This is a genomic window from Streptomyces sp. NBC_00353, from assembly GCF_036108815.1.
In the GTDB taxonomy this organism is placed as follows: Bacteria; Actinomycetota; Actinomycetes; order Streptomycetales; family Streptomycetaceae; genus Streptomyces.
In genome coordinates this window covers 5,320,646-5,333,548 of record NZ_CP107985.1, presented here as the reverse complement: position 1 = coordinate 5,333,548, position 12,903 = coordinate 5,320,646, and the positions used below count along the sequence as shown (strand labels likewise).

Here is a 12,903-nt window from a genome sequence, read left to right as displayed (position 1 = left end):
AAGCCCCGGCCCTTTAGTCTGGTCCCGTACCGAATGGAGGGGACAGCATGTACGGCTGGATCTGGAAGCATCTGCCGGGCAATGTGTGGGTGCGCGGGCTCATCTCGCTCGTCCTGGCGCTCGCCGTCGTCTATGTGCTTTTCCAGTACGTCTTCCCGTGGGCCGAACCGCTGCTCCCGTTCGGCGACGTGACGGTCGACGGCACGAGCGGAACGGGGGCCGGCCAGTGAGCGCCCGCATCCTTGTCGTCGACAACTACGACAGTTTTGTCTTCAACCTCGTTCAGTACCTCTACCAACTCGGCGCCCAGTGCGAAGTGCTGCGCAACGACGAGGTGACCACGGCCCATGCCCAGGACGGCTTCGACGGCGTCCTGCTCTCGCCCGGCCCCGGCACCCCCGAGCAGGCCGGCGTCTGCGTCGACATGGTGCGCCATTGTGCTGCGACCGGCGTTCCGGTCTTCGGTGTCTGCCTCGGCATGCAGTCGATGGCCGTGGCATACGGCGGTGTGGTGGACCGCGCCCCGGAGCTGCTGCACGGCAAGACGTCGCCGGTGACCCACGAGGGCAAGGGCGTTTTCGCCGGACTGCCGTCCCCGTTCACCGCGACCCGCTACCACTCGCTCGCCGCCGAACCGGACACGATCCCGCAGGAGTTGGAGGTCACGGCGCGCACGGCCGACGGCATCATCATGGGCCTGCGCCACCGGGACCTGGCGGTGGAGGGCGTGCAGTTCCATCCGGAGTCGGTGCTGACGGAGTACGGCCATCTGATGCTGGCCAACTGGCTGACGCAGTGCGGTGATGCGGGCGCTGTCGCGAGGTCGGTGGGGCTCGCGCCGGTGGTGGGCAAGGCCGTCGCGTGACCGCACTCCGTCCCGAGCACGACCCCGGACAGGACGGCCCGTACGAGCAACATGCGTACGAGGCCACGGGCGCGTTCGAGGCGGCAGTCGACCAGTTGGCGGATCCCCTGAACGATCCACTGCCGGGGCAGCACGCCTCGCCGTGGTTCCAGGGGGAGAACCCTCCGGCGGAGGGGGCCGACACCGGGGCGGCGCAGGGCGGGCAGCCACAGGCGTCACAAGGGGCTCAAGAGCCCCAGGGGCCGCCGCGCGAGTGGTACGACCCCGAGGGGTACGAACGGGACTGGTACGGGCAGCAGGAGCCCGTCACGGCGTCTTCGCCTCAGCCGCTCCCCCTCAACGACGAGACGGTCGGTCTGCGGACGGCCGATCCCCGGCGCACGGCCGATCGTGCGATGCCTCCACCCGCACCTCCACTGCGACCGGTGGCGGAGCCGCAGTACGTGTCCGAGTACGCACCGGAGCCCGACGCGGACAGCACGGCGGCTGCCGACTCCCGCCCGGAGCCGGCCGAACCCGGACCGCGGACGGACCCACCCGTCGGCGGCCGCGCCGAGCGCCGGCGCGCCGCCAAGGGGCACGGCCGTCGACGCGCCGACCCGCGGCCGGAAGGCCGGTCGGAATCGACGGCGCCGGACGGGAGACCGCTGACGCGCGTCGAGGCGAGGCGCGCCGCCCGCGCGGCCAAGGACAGCCCCGCCGTCGTCGCCAGCCGGGTCGTCGGCGAGCTGTTCATCTCGCTCGGTGTACTGATGCTGCTGTTCGTCACATACCAGCTGTGGTGGACGAATGTGCGCGCGGACCAGATCGCCGGCAACGAGACGCACAAGATCCAGGACGACTGGGCGAAGGGCGACCGCAAGCCCGGAGCTTTCGAGCCGGGGCAGGGCTTCGCCATCATCCACATCCCGAAACTCGATGTGGTCGCGCCGATCGCCGAGGGCACCAGCAAGGAGAAGGTCCTCGACCGCGGCATGGTCGGTCACTACGGCGACGGCGCGCTCCGTACGGCGATGCCGTCGGCCGCGAAGGGCAACTTCGCGCTGGCCGGTCACCGCAACACGCACGGCGAACCGTTCCGCTACATCAACAGGCTGCGCAAGGGTGACCCGATCGTGGTCGAGACGCAGGACGCGTACTACACGTACGAGATGACCAGCGTCCTTCCGCAGACGTCGCCGTCCAACGTCTCCGTGATCGGACCGGTGCCACCCGGATCGGGTTTCACAAAGCCCGGCCGCTACATCACTCTGACGACCTGTACGCCCGAATTCACAAGTACGTACCGGTTGATCGTCTGGGGCAAGATGGTCGACGAACGGCCGCGCAGCAAGGGAAAGCCCGACGCGCTCGTCGGCTGAACATCATCACAACAGGGACGGGTGCGGTGGCAGCGAGGACCCAGCAGCAGGAAGAACAGACCGACGAGTCCGCGCCCCCGGTGCGGAGCAGGGACCGTCACCCCGTGGCGACCGCGGTCAGTCTCTTCGGTGAGCTGCTGATCACTGCAGGCCTGGTGCTGGGCCTGTTCGTCGTCTACTCCCTGTGGTGGACCAATGTGCTCGCCGACCGCGAGGCCGAGAAGCAGGGACACACCGTCCGCGACCGCTGGGCCGACGGACCAGGCGCCCTCGACACCAAGGACGGCATCGGCTTCCTGCACGTGCCCGCGATGAAGAACGGCGAGGTGCTGGTCAAGAAGGGCACCGACACCGAGAACCTCAACGACGGCATCGCCGGCTATTACACGGACCCGGTGAAGTCGGCTCTCCCCTGGGACAAGCAGGGCAACTTCACGCTGGCGGCGCACCGCGACGGGCACGGGGCGAAGTTCCACAACATCGACAAGGTGAAGACGGGCGACGCGGTCGTCTTCGAGACCAAGGACACCTGGTACGTCTACAAGGTCTTCAAGGAGCTTCCCCAGACGTCGAAGTACAACGTCAAGGTGCTCCAGCCGGTCCCGAAGGAAGCGGGCGTGAAGAAGCCCGGCCGCTACATCACGCTGACGACGTGCACGCCGGTCTATACGTCGAGGTACCGGTACATCGTGTGGGGCGAGCTGGTGCGTACGGAGAAGGTCGACAAGGACCGTACGAAACCGGTGGAGCTGCGCTGACCCTAGGATGGCGAAAGGCCCGAAGCCGCAACTTCCTTTTGCGACTTCGGGCCTCTCTACGTCCGGTGGACTCTTGATCGGCTACTGCAGGACCGGGAGTGGCACCCCGGCGCTCCACTTCTCGAGGTGGCCTCGGTCCACGGCCGTGATGCCGTGGGTCTCGGCTATGGCGCGTGCATCGGGTGTGAAGGAGGTGGTCGCTACGAAGAGAGCCACGTCTGCCCGGTGCTGGACCCTGGAGGCGCCCAGGAACTTCTGTACTTCGCCACTCCAGACCGGACGGTAAGGGGCGAAGCTCTTGCACTGCACGACGACACTGCGGCCGTCCGCAGTCAGTGCGGTGACGTCCACTCCACGGTCGCCGGGGCCGCCGTGCACCACGACGTCGGTGCAGCCGTCGCGGCGAAGCAGGACGGCGACGTGATGCTCGAACTCCCTCCAGCTCATGGCGTCGATCGACGCCATGACGCCGGTGTACGGGCGCGGGCCCTGAGCCTGTTCGAGGCGCCTGAGCCGGTGGTGATGGTTGCAGAGCTTCCGCTCGATCTTTTTGACGTCGTCCCGTAGAGAGATCAGCTCCTTGTGCTGCTCACCGGAGGCCTCGATGAGGGCGTTGAACATGGGGACGACGGTCTTGCCGAGAATGTGGGTGATGCGTCGGTCGATGCAGGCGTCGAGGGACTCGGGCTCACCATGGACAAAGTTATCCACAGGCTGGGTCCGCGCCGCGTACTCCCTGTCGAGCAGGTATGTACGCACCTGACGTGCGACTTCGCTGTCCCGGAGGAGCATGGCGACGTTGAGGACGGCTCGGCGACTGAAGATGGCGAGCGACGGTGTGCGCGACTTGACCTGACTGAGGTCCTTGAAGGACCTCAGTTCCGGCCCAGTCAGGAGACGGTAGCCGTTGCTTCGTATCTCCTCGCGGTGATCTTTGACCAACGATTTGATGGCTGCAATTCCTACCTCGAAGCACGCCGCCACCATCGCCGTCGTCACATGCATGCCGTCCGGCAGCAGCGACAACACCTTGACCCTGTCCAACGCTTCCGTCTGTTCCCCGATGCTTGCTCGTAGAGACCTCAACTCCAGCAGTACTGCATCGTTGATCACGTTCATGTCCTTTCGACTCGTCTCGGATGCCGGTGCGAGCTGGGTGAGGTCTGATCCCCACGCCACCCCAACGGTCCAACGATTCGGGACATATGACGATACGATCGGTTTGCGACTGCACGTGCGGTATGCCGGGACAGCAGGCATCGCGGCGCGCACAGCAAAGGGCCCCGATCACCGTTGCGGTGCCGGGGCCCGATGAGTGGTGCGGTGTTCTGAGGGTCAGTTCGTCAAGCCGGACGGGCCGCCGAAGATATTGCCGTCCCCGCCGCCCCCGACGGTCAAGAGGGTGACCGTGCTGCCCTTGGCTACCGGGCTGGTGGGGGCCGGGTTGCTGTTCACCACCGTGGCGCCCGGCTTGTCGACCGAGTTGGGGGCGAGCGCGACCACCAGACCCATGCCTTCGAGCTGGGCCTTCACATCTTGGTACCGCTTGCCGTAGATGTCGCCGGGGATCGTGACCTGCTCCGGCTGGGCGGGGCCCTTGGAGACCTTCAGAACAATCTGGGTGTCCAGCGGCTTCTTGCCATCCGTCGGCGAAGGGGTCTGGTCGATGACCTCACCCGCCGGCTTCTCCGAGTCGACGGGGGTCTGCGAGACGTTCTGGAAGCCGACTCCGTTGAGTTGGGCCACCGCCTCGTCGTACGACTTGCCGATCACGGGGGGAATGTTCTGGGTCTTCTGCCTGGCGACCGTGATCTTGACCTCGGACTCCCGCTTGGCCTTCGCGCCGCCCTTGGGGTTCTGGTCGAGCACGGTGCCGGGTTCCGCGTCGGAGGACTCGGACGCGACGACCCGCACCGTGAAGCCCTTCTCCTCCAGTGTCTTGCGGGCGTCGTCCTCGGACTGATTCGTGACGTCCGGGACCTCGACCTTCGGCGCACCGCTGGAGACGACGACCGTGACGGTCTCGTTCTCCCGCATCTGGCCGTCCTTGGGGGTCTGGCTGCAGATCTTCCCGTTGGGCTGGTCCTCGCAGGGTTCCTTCGAGCCGACCTTGAGGAGGACGCCGGCGTTGGTCGCGAGATCCTTCGCCTCGTCCACGGTCGACCCGACCATGTTCGGCACGTCGACCTTGCCGTTGTCGCTGTTGTCGCCGCCGAAGACGGATCTGCCGATCAGGATCGCGCCGATCAGCACCAGAATGCCCGCCGCGATCAGCAGGATCGTCGAGGTGTTGCTCTTCTTCTGGCGCCGGCGGTCCGGGCGGTCGTCGTGTCCGTAGCCGCCGTCGTCCGGGTTGACCGGGGGAAGCATGGAGGTCTGGGCGCCGTGCTGGTCGGCAGCGCGCAGCGCCGTGGTCGGCTGGTCCTGCCCGTACCCGTCGTAGCCGCCGTAGCCGGCCGCGCCCATCGCCGCAGTGGCGGCGACCGGTCGGCCGTCGAGGCAGGCCTCGATGTCGGCGCGCATTTCATCGGCCGACTGGTAGCGGTAGTCCGGGTCCTTGACCAGGGCCTTCAACACGATCGCGTCCATTTCGGGCGTGATCTCGGGGTCGAAGTTGCTGGGGGGCTGCGGTTCTTCCCGTACGTGCTGGTAGGCAACCGCGACAGGTGAGTCACCGATGAACGGCGGCCGGACCGTCAGCAGCTCGTAGAGCAGGCAGCCGGTCGAATACAGGTCGGAACGCGCGTCGACCTGCTCGCCCTTGGCCTGCTCCGGGGAGAGGTACTGGGCGGTGCCGATGACGGCCGACGTCTGGGTCATCGTCATGCCGGAGTCACCCATGGCGCGGGCGATGCCGAAGTCCATGACCTTGACCTGGCCGGTACGCGTCAGCATGACGTTCGCCGGTTTGATGTCGCGGTGGACGATGCCTGCCCGGTGCGAGTACTCCAGTGCCTGGAGGATCCCGACCGTCATTTCGAGGGTGCGCTCGGGCAGCAGTTTGCGGCCGGAGTGCAGAAGTTCTCTGAGCGTCGACCCGTCGACGTACTCCATCACGATGTACGGGATGGAGACCCCGTCGACGTAGTCCTCGCCGGTGTCGTAGACGGCAACGATCGCCGGGTGGTTGAGCGAGGCGGCGGACTGGGCCTCACGGCGGAACCGGGCCTGGAAGGACGGGTCGCGGGCGAGATCGGTCCGCAGCGTCTTCACAGCGACGGTGCGGCCGAGCCGGGTGTCGTGAGCGAGGTAGACCTCGGCCATGCCACCACGGCCGAGCACCGAGCCCAGCTCGTACCGGCCGCCGAGGCGACGCGGCTCTTCCATAACTGTTCCAGCCCTCTCCGTCAGTCCCGACCACACCGGTGTGTGGTCCGGCGGTGTGCTGCTCGCGCATACGCTACCGGCCACGCACTACCTGATCGGCCCAGAGCCGTCACCTGATATCTGACCGGTATCCCAATGTGCAGATATGGCGCCCCATGTGATGGGCGTCACTACTTGTTGTCGATGACCGCCTTCATCACGTCCCGGGCGATCGGAGCGGCGAGGCCGCCACCGGAGACGTCGTCCCTGTTGGCCTGGCTGTCCTCGACCACTACGGCCACTGCGACCGGGGAGCCGCTGGCGGTCTTCGCGTACGAGATGAACCAGGCGTACGGCTTCTCGCTGTTGTTCAGACCGTGCTGGGCGGTACCGGTCTTGCCGCCGACAGTGACGCCGTCGATGAGGGCGTTGGTTCCCGTGCCGCTCTTGACGACGGTCTCCATCATCTGCTGGAGCTTCTGCGCGTTCTCACCCGAGAGGGGCTGGCTGAGCTGCTCCTTCTCGTGGGTGTAGATGACGTCGAGGTTGGGAGCCTGCCGCTCGGCGACCATGTACGGCTGCATGAGCTTGCCGTCGTTGGCGACCGCGGCAGCGACCATGGCCATCTGCAGTGGAGTGGCGCGGTTGGACGCCTGGCCGATACCTGCCATGGCGTTCTGCGGCCGGTTGTCCTTCGGGTAGATACTGGCGTCGGCGCGGACGGGCGTGAAGATTTCCTTGTTGAAGCCGAACTTGTTGGCTTCGTCAATCATCTTCTGGTTGCCGAGGTCGTCGCTGATCTTGCCGAAGACGGTGTTGCAGGACATCCGCAGCGCTTCCTTGAGCGAGGCGTTCTCGCACGGGATGTTGCCCTCGTTTGCGAGGTTGTCGCTGGATTGCGGGAGTTGCCAGGGCAACGGGGAGTCCGTCTTGCCGTCGATGTCGGTGTAGAGGCCGTTCTCCAGGGCCGCGGCGGCGGTGACGACCTTGAAGGTCGAGCCGGGCGGGTAGGTCTCGCGCAATGCCCGGTTGAGCATCGGCTTGTCCTTGTCCTTGAGGAGCTTCTGCCAGGCCTTCGTGTCCGAGTTGGAGTTGCCCGCGAAAGTCGAGGGGTCGTACGAGGGGGTGCTGGCGAGGGCGAGGATGGCGCCGGTCTGCGGGTCGAGCGCGGCGACGGCACCCTTCTTGTCGCCCAGTCCCTGGAAGGCGGCCTTCTGGGCGGCTGCGTTGAGGGTGGTGACGACGTTGCCGCCCTGCTTCTTCTCGCCTGTGAACATCGACAGGGTGCGGTCGAAGAAGAGCTGGTCGTCGTTGCCGGTGAGGATGCCGTCCTCAAGGCTTTCGAGCTGCGAGGCGTCGAAGGCCTGTGAGGAGTACCCCGTGACGGGCGCCCACATGGGGCCGTTCTTCCAGGCCCGCTTGTACTTGAAGTCGCTGCCCTTGGTCTCGACCGAGCTGGTCACGGGGTTGCCGTCGACGATGATGTTGCCGCGCTCATGGGCGTACCGCTCGATGCGCACGCGGCGGTTCTCGTCGCGGGTGTTCAGCTCGTCGGCGCGGACGTACTGGAGGTAGTTGGTCCGCACGAGCAGGGCGAGGATGAGGACGCCGCAGAAGATCGCGATCCGGCGCAGGGGCTTGTTCACGGTCGGACCACCTGGGTCATTTCGGCGTCGGAGGAAGGAGCGGGGGCCGGTGCGGGGCGGCGTGCGGTGTCGCTGATCCGGATCAGGATGCCGATCAGGGCCCAGTTGGCGATCACGGAGGAACCGCCGGCGGCGAGGAACGGCATTGTCATACCGGTCAGCGGGATGAGCCCCATGACACCGCCGGCGACGACGAAGACCTGGATCGCGAAGGCGCCGGAGAGGCCGATCGCGAGGAGCTTGCCGAACGGGTCGCGGGCGGCGAGAGCGGTGCGCACACCGCGCTCGACGATCAGACCGTAGATCAGCAGGACGGCCATCATTCCGGCGAGGCCGAGCTCTTCGCCGACGGTGGAGAGGATGAAGTCGGCGTTGGCGGCGAAGCCGATCAGGTCGGAGTGCCCCTGGCCCCAGCCGGTGCCGAGGGTGCCGCCGGAACCGAAGGACATGATGGCGTTGGAGATCTGCTCGCAGGCGCCGCTCGGGTCGGTCGAGTAGCAGGCGAACGGGTCCATCCAGGCGTTCACACGGGACTGGACGTGCGGTTCGAAGGTGGCAACGCCGACCGCACCGGCTGCGGACATCAGCAGGCCGAAAACGATCCAGCTGGTCCGTTCCGTCGCGACGTACAGCATGATCACGAACAGGCCGAAGAACAGCAGGGATGTACCGAGATCGGTCTCGAAGACCAGGATCAGGATCGACAGTGCCCAGATGACCAGGATCGGTCCGAGGTCGCGGCCGCGGGGCAGATACATGCCCATGAAGCGGCGGCTGGCCAGGGCCAGCGCATCGCGTTTGACCATCAGATAACCGGCGAAGAAGATCGCAATGATGATCTTGGCGAACTCTCCGGGCTGGATCGAGAAGCCGGCGATCGTGATCCAGATCTTGGCTCCGAACTTGCCGGGGAAGAACATCGGCAGGATCAGCAGAACCAGAGCCGCCACCATCGAGATGTACGTGTAGCGCTGCAGGATGCGGTGGTCCTTGAGCGCGAACAGCACGGCGGCGAACAGGGCCACGCCGACCGCCGAGTACAACAGCTGTCTGGGGGCGGAGGGGGTGAATACGCCATATGCGTTCTTGGCCAGTGCAATCAGCCGCTCCGACTGGTCCAGGCGCCAGATCAACACCAGCCCCAGCCCGTTGAGCAGGGTCGCCAGTGGCAGCAGCAGCGGATCCGCGTACGGAGCGAACTTGCGCACTACGAGGTGGGCGACGCCGCCGAGGAGGATCAGGCCGAGCCCGTATCCGAGCATGCCGGAGGGCAGCTCGCCGTCGATGGCAAGGCCCACATTGGCGTACGCGAACACCGAGATGCCGATGGCGAAAGCCATCAGGCCCAGCTCGGTGTTGCGACGGCTCGGCGCGTCGATCGCGCCGATCGTGGTCGTATTGGTGACAACGCTCATGGTGCTGAAGGCTCCCCTACGGCTTACTGCTTACCGCACTGCGGGACCAGCTTCTGCTCTTCCTCCGAGAGGCTGGGGCCGGGAGTGGGAGTCGCTGTGGTCGGCTTGGTCTTGGTGGCGTCGGACCGGGCGGACGTCTTGGTGACCTCCGAGCCCGTGCCGCCGGCTTCGCCCTCGCCGGTGCGGGCGTTGCTCTCCGCCTCGGCCGCGCGGCGCTGCGCGTTCTTCTTGCAGGCGGATGCCTGGGTCGAGAGCTCGCTGATCTTCTCGCGGGCGTCCGCCAGGTTGCCCTCGGCGATGGTCGCCTCGACCTGCTTGCGCTGGTAGGGCGGGAGGTACTTGAGTTCGATCTCGGGGTGGTCCTTCTCGACCTTCGAGAGCGAGACCCACGCGAGGTCCTGGCTGATGCCGCGGAACAGTGCGACGTGTTCGTTCTTGGCGCCCACGTAGAACTGGTTCTGGGTCCAGCGGTAACCGCCGTACACACCGCCGCCGATGACGGCCAGCGCGAGCACGATGTACAGGGACCTCTTCAACCACTTGCGGCCGCCGCCGGGCTTGATGAAGTCGTCGTCGGTGTACGCGTCGAAGGAGCCGTTCGGCATTCCGCCGTAGCCGAGGCCGTCACCGCTTCCGGGTGGGCCGAAGCCGCCCGTGGGCGGTGGGACGGGACGGCCGAGGCCCGCCGCGCGTCCGGCGGGGGTCTCCATCGCGCCGCCGTCGTGGAGCTGGGTGGCCTGGTTCTCGGCGACCGCACCGACGATGACCGGGGTGTCGTTGAGCTGCCCGGCCAGGGTGTCGTTGCTGTCGACGTCGAGGACGTCGGCGACGATGCAGGTGATGTTGTCCGGGCCACCGCCGCGCAGGGCGAGCTGGATGAGCTCCTGGATCGTCTCCTGCGGGCCCTGGTAGCTGGCGAGGGTCTCTTCCATCGTCTGGTGGGAGACGACGCCGGAGAGTCCGTCGGAGCAGATCAAATAGCGGTCGCCGGCCCGGACTTCACGGATGGAGAGGTCGGGTTCGACGTGGTCGCCGCTGCCCAGCGCGCGCATCAGCAGGGAGCGCTGCGGGTGGGTGGTGGCCTCTTCCTCGGTGATCCGGCCCTCGTCGACCAGCCGCTGCACCCAGGTGTGGTCCTGGGTGATCTGGGTGAGTACGCCGTCGCGCAGCAGGTACGCGCGGGAGTCGCCGACGTGGACCAGGCCCAGGCGCTGACCGGTCCAGAGCAGGGCGGTGAGCGTGGTGCCCATGCCCTCCAGCTGGGGGTCCTCCTCGACCATCATGCGCAGTTGGTCGTTGGCCCGCTGGACCGCCGTACCGAGCGAGGTGAGGATGTCCGAACCAGGCACGTCGTCGTCGAGCTGGACGAGCGTGGAGATCACCTCGGAGCTGGCGACCTCACCGGCCGCCTGACCGCCCATGCCGTCGGCGATGGCGAGAAGGCGCGGACCGGCATAGCCGGAGTCCTCGTTGCCCTCCCGGATCATGCCCTTGTGCGATCCGGCGGCGAAGCGCAGGGACAGACTCATGCGCACCTCGCCCGTCGGCTCGGGGTACAGCCGGTCTCGAGCCACACTGCCCACCCTCCGGTCGGGAGCCGGGCCGGGTCCGTTGCCCGGACGGCCGCGGCTCGCTCGCTCCGCTCGCTCATTGTCGTACTACTTCCGCAGCTCGATGACGGTCTTGCCGATCCGGATCGGCGCGCCCAGCGGAACGGGCGTCGGGGTGGTGAGACGGGTCCGGTCGAGATACGTGCCGTTGGTGGACCCGAGATCCTCGACGATCCACTGGCCGTCACGGTCGGGGTAGATCCTGGCATGCCTGCTGGACGCGTAGTCGTCGTCCAGCACGATCGTTGAATCGTGGGCCCGTCCCAGGGTGATGGTCTGCCCCTGGAGCGCCACCGTGGTGCCGGTGAGGGTGCCCTCGGAGACGACCAGCTTTGTCGGTGCCCCCCGGCGCTGGCGGCCGGGCTGCTGGCGTTGCTGCGGCGGTGCCGCGGCAGATTGGCGTGCCTGTTGCGGACGTGCGTCGCTCGCGCTGCGGCGTGAGCCGCGTTGCGTGACGCGCGTTCCGAACAGGTCGCTGCGGATGACCTGGACGGCCACGATCACGAACAGCCACAGAACAGCCAGGAAACCTAGCCGCATGACCGTCAGGGTCAGCTCTGACATTGCCCCCGCTTCACCCTTCGGCTTGCCGGTAAACGATGGTGGTGCTGCCCACGACGATCCGCGAGCCGTCGCGGAGCGTAGCGCGGGTTGTGTGCTGCCCGTCTACCACGATGCCGTTGGTAGACCCGAGATCCTGGATCGTCGAGGGCGTTCCGGTCCGGATCTCACAGTGCCGGCGGGATACACCGGGGTCGTCGATCCGCACGTCGGCTTCGGTGCTGCGTCCCAGCACCAGCGTCGGGCGGGAGATCTGATGGCGGGTGCCATTGATCTCGATCCAGCGTCGCACCTGCGCGCTCGGCATGGGGCCGGGCGCGGCCGGCGGGCGCCGGTCGGCGGTGGGTGCTCCGGGACGGCCGCCGCCCGGCGGCGGGGCCGCGGGCATGGGCGGGACGGAGCTGGGCGGGTAGCCGTAGCCGCCGGTGGGCTGGGGGGCGGCGGGCCGCCCCTGGCCCGGGTGGCCGGACTGTCCCAGGTGGCCTTGAGGAGCCTGCTGGCCCTGCTGTGACGAACTCGACGCGAGAGTGCGGCTCCGTACGCGGTAGAGCCCGGTGTCGAGGTCGTCGGCCTTCTCCAGGTGGACCTTGATGGGTCCCATGAAGGTGTAGCGCTGCTGCTTGGCGTAGTCCCGGACCAGACCGGAGAGCTCGTCGCCGAGTTGGCCGGAGTACGGGCTGAGGCGCTCGTAGTCCGGGGCGCTGAGCTCGACGATGAAGTCATTGGGGACGACGGTTCGCTCGCGGTTCCAGATTGTTGCGTTGTTGTCGCACTCGCGCTGGAGGGCACCCGCGATCTCGACCGGCTGGACCTCGGACTTGAACACCTTGGCGAAGGTGCCGTTGACCAGACCTTCGAGACGCTGCTCGAAACGCTTCATGACTCCCATGGGGCACCTCCTCCGGTGTTCTCGTCCCTGTACTGCTTACTGATCGTATCCACGCGTCGGGAAATCGGCTGGTTCCCCTTGTCTGCCCTGTGGATGAGTGTCACCTCTCACACGGATCGTAGAGGTGGTGTCCTGACAGTGTCCCGCACCCGGGGTGCACTGAGGAGGAGTGGGGGCGGTCGTCGCGCGTTCCCGCTGTCCGTCATTCGTTCTGCATCCGTCTGCGAAACAACGGATGTGAATCCACCCTGTCCAGCGTGCTAATCTTCCGGATGTCGCCAGGCGCTCGCACCAACAGGTGAGAGAGTCTGAAAACACCACTCATGCGCGAGTGGCGGAACGGCAGACGCGCTGGCTTCAGGTGCCAGTGTCCTTAGGGACGTGGGGGTTCAAATCCCCCCTCGCGCACAAGAGAGAAGCCCCACAGGCCAACGGCCTGTGGGGCTTCTTCGTTCCCCGGTGGATTCGGCGCGTTGTTTCACGTGAAACGCC

General features: G+C 67.0%; 11 protein-coding genes and 1 tRNA gene. 5 read left to right on the top strand and 7 right to left on the bottom strand.

Annotated elements, in window-relative coordinates; translation table 11 throughout:
* Positions 1-47: 47 nt before the first annotated feature.
* The 4 genes from OHA88_RS24130 to OHA88_RS24115 are packed head-to-tail and all read left to right on the top strand — an operon-like array spanning position 48 to position 2,984.
* Entirely contained in the window at positions 48-230 is a 183-nt protein-coding gene (locus tag OHA88_RS24130; protein WP_030930420.1) for a hypothetical protein, read from the top strand.
* Entirely contained in the window at positions 227-865 is a 639-nt protein-coding gene (locus OHA88_RS24125; RefSeq protein ID WP_030930417.1) for an aminodeoxychorismate/anthranilate synthase component II, read from the top strand. Before OHA88_RS24130 ends, OHA88_RS24125 begins: the two co-directional genes overlap by 4 nt.
* Positions 862-2,226 carry a class E sortase gene (locus OHA88_RS24120; protein WP_328627037.1) on the top strand — a complete coding sequence of 455 codons (1,365 nt, stop codon included), beginning with the start codon at positions 862-864 and terminating at the stop codon, positions 2,224-2,226. Before OHA88_RS24125 ends, OHA88_RS24120 begins: the two co-directional genes overlap by 4 nt.
* Positions 2,227-2,252: 26 nt before the next feature.
* The gene (locus OHA88_RS24115) at positions 2,253-2,984 is read left to right on the top strand and encodes a class E sortase (protein ID WP_328627036.1); all 732 of its coding nucleotides are present in this window, start codon (positions 2,253-2,255) and stop codon (positions 2,982-2,984) included.
* Positions 2,985-3,065: 81 nt separating this feature from the next.
* Here OHA88_RS24115 and OHA88_RS24110 read toward each other — a convergent pair whose 3' ends face one another.
* The 7 genes from OHA88_RS24110 to OHA88_RS24080 all read right to left on the bottom strand — a co-directional run bounded on the left by OHA88_RS24110 (position 3,066) and on the right by OHA88_RS24080 (position 12,411).
* Positions 3,066-4,103, bottom strand: a complete 1,038-nt coding sequence (locus OHA88_RS24110) for a restriction endonuclease (RefSeq protein WP_328629779.1) — start codon at positions 4,101-4,103, stop codon at positions 3,066-3,068.
* 216 nt (positions 4,104-4,319) lie between these two features.
* Complete coding sequence (gene pknB, locus OHA88_RS24105; RefSeq protein WP_328627035.1) at positions 4,320-6,311, bottom strand: Stk1 family PASTA domain-containing Ser/Thr kinase; 1,992 nt, start codon at positions 6,309-6,311, stop codon at positions 4,320-4,322.
* 170 nt (positions 6,312-6,481) lie between these two features.
* Positions 6,482-7,936 (bottom strand): peptidoglycan D,D-transpeptidase FtsI family protein, encoded by a 1,455-nt coding sequence (locus OHA88_RS24100; RefSeq protein ID WP_328627034.1) that lies wholly within the window; start codon positions 7,934-7,936, stop codon positions 6,482-6,484.
* The gene (locus OHA88_RS24095) at positions 7,933-9,351 is read right to left on the bottom strand and encodes an FtsW/RodA/SpoVE family cell cycle protein (RefSeq protein ID WP_328627033.1); all 1,419 of its coding nucleotides are present in this window, start codon (positions 9,349-9,351) and stop codon (positions 7,933-7,935) included. The genes OHA88_RS24100 and OHA88_RS24095 overlap by 4 nt, the downstream gene beginning before the upstream one ends.
* Before the next feature lie 23 nt (positions 9,352-9,374).
* On the bottom strand, positions 9,375-10,880 hold the full coding sequence (locus tag OHA88_RS24090) for a Stp1/IreP family PP2C-type Ser/Thr phosphatase (protein ID WP_326628843.1): 1,506 nt from the start codon (positions 10,878-10,880) through the stop codon (positions 9,375-9,377).
* A gap of 129 nt (positions 10,881-11,009) precedes the next feature.
* Positions 11,010-11,525 (bottom strand): FHA domain-containing protein FhaB/FipA, encoded by a 516-nt coding sequence (locus OHA88_RS24085; protein ID WP_030930391.1) that lies wholly within the window; start codon positions 11,523-11,525, stop codon positions 11,010-11,012.
* 10 nt (positions 11,526-11,535) lie between these two features.
* Positions 11,536-12,411 carry a DUF3662 and FHA domain-containing protein gene (locus OHA88_RS24080; protein WP_326604797.1) on the bottom strand — a complete coding sequence of 292 codons (876 nt, stop codon included), beginning with the start codon at positions 12,409-12,411 and terminating at the stop codon, positions 11,536-11,538.
* A 325-nt stretch (positions 12,412-12,736) separates the two neighbouring features.
* On the opposite strand from OHA88_RS24080, the gene OHA88_RS24075 reads away from it, so the two are divergent.
* Positions 12,737-12,819: transfer RNA gene (locus OHA88_RS24075), tRNA-Leu, on the top strand.
* Positions 12,820-12,903 lie beyond the last annotated feature (84 nt).

Excerpts from the sequence above, each read along its gene's own strand:
- pknB (WP_328627035.1), bottom strand. The coding sequence starts at position 6,311 with ATGGAAGAGCCGCGTCGCCTCGGCGGCCGGTACGAGCTGGGCTCGGTG.
- OHA88_RS24090 (WP_326628843.1), bottom strand. The coding sequence starts at position 10,880 with ATGAGTCTGTCCCTGCGCTTCGCCGCCGGATCGCACAAGGGCATGATC.
- OHA88_RS24085 (WP_030930391.1), bottom strand. The coding sequence starts at position 11,525 with ATGTCAGAGCTGACCCTGACGGTCATGCGGCTAGGTTTCCTGGCTGTT.
- OHA88_RS24130 (WP_030930420.1), top strand. The coding sequence starts at position 48 with ATGTACGGCTGGATCTGGAAGCATCTGCCGGGCAATGTGTGGGTGCGC.
- OHA88_RS24110 (WP_328629779.1), bottom strand. The coding sequence starts at position 4,103 with ATGAACGTGATCAACGATGCAGTACTGCTGGAGTTGAGGTCTCTACGA.
- OHA88_RS24080 (WP_326604797.1), bottom strand. The coding sequence starts at position 12,411 with ATGGGAGTCATGAAGCGTTTCGAGCAGCGTCTCGAAGGTCTGGTCAAC.
- OHA88_RS24095 (WP_328627033.1), bottom strand. The coding sequence starts at position 9,351 with ATGAGCGTTGTCACCAATACGACCACGATCGGCGCGATCGACGCGCCG.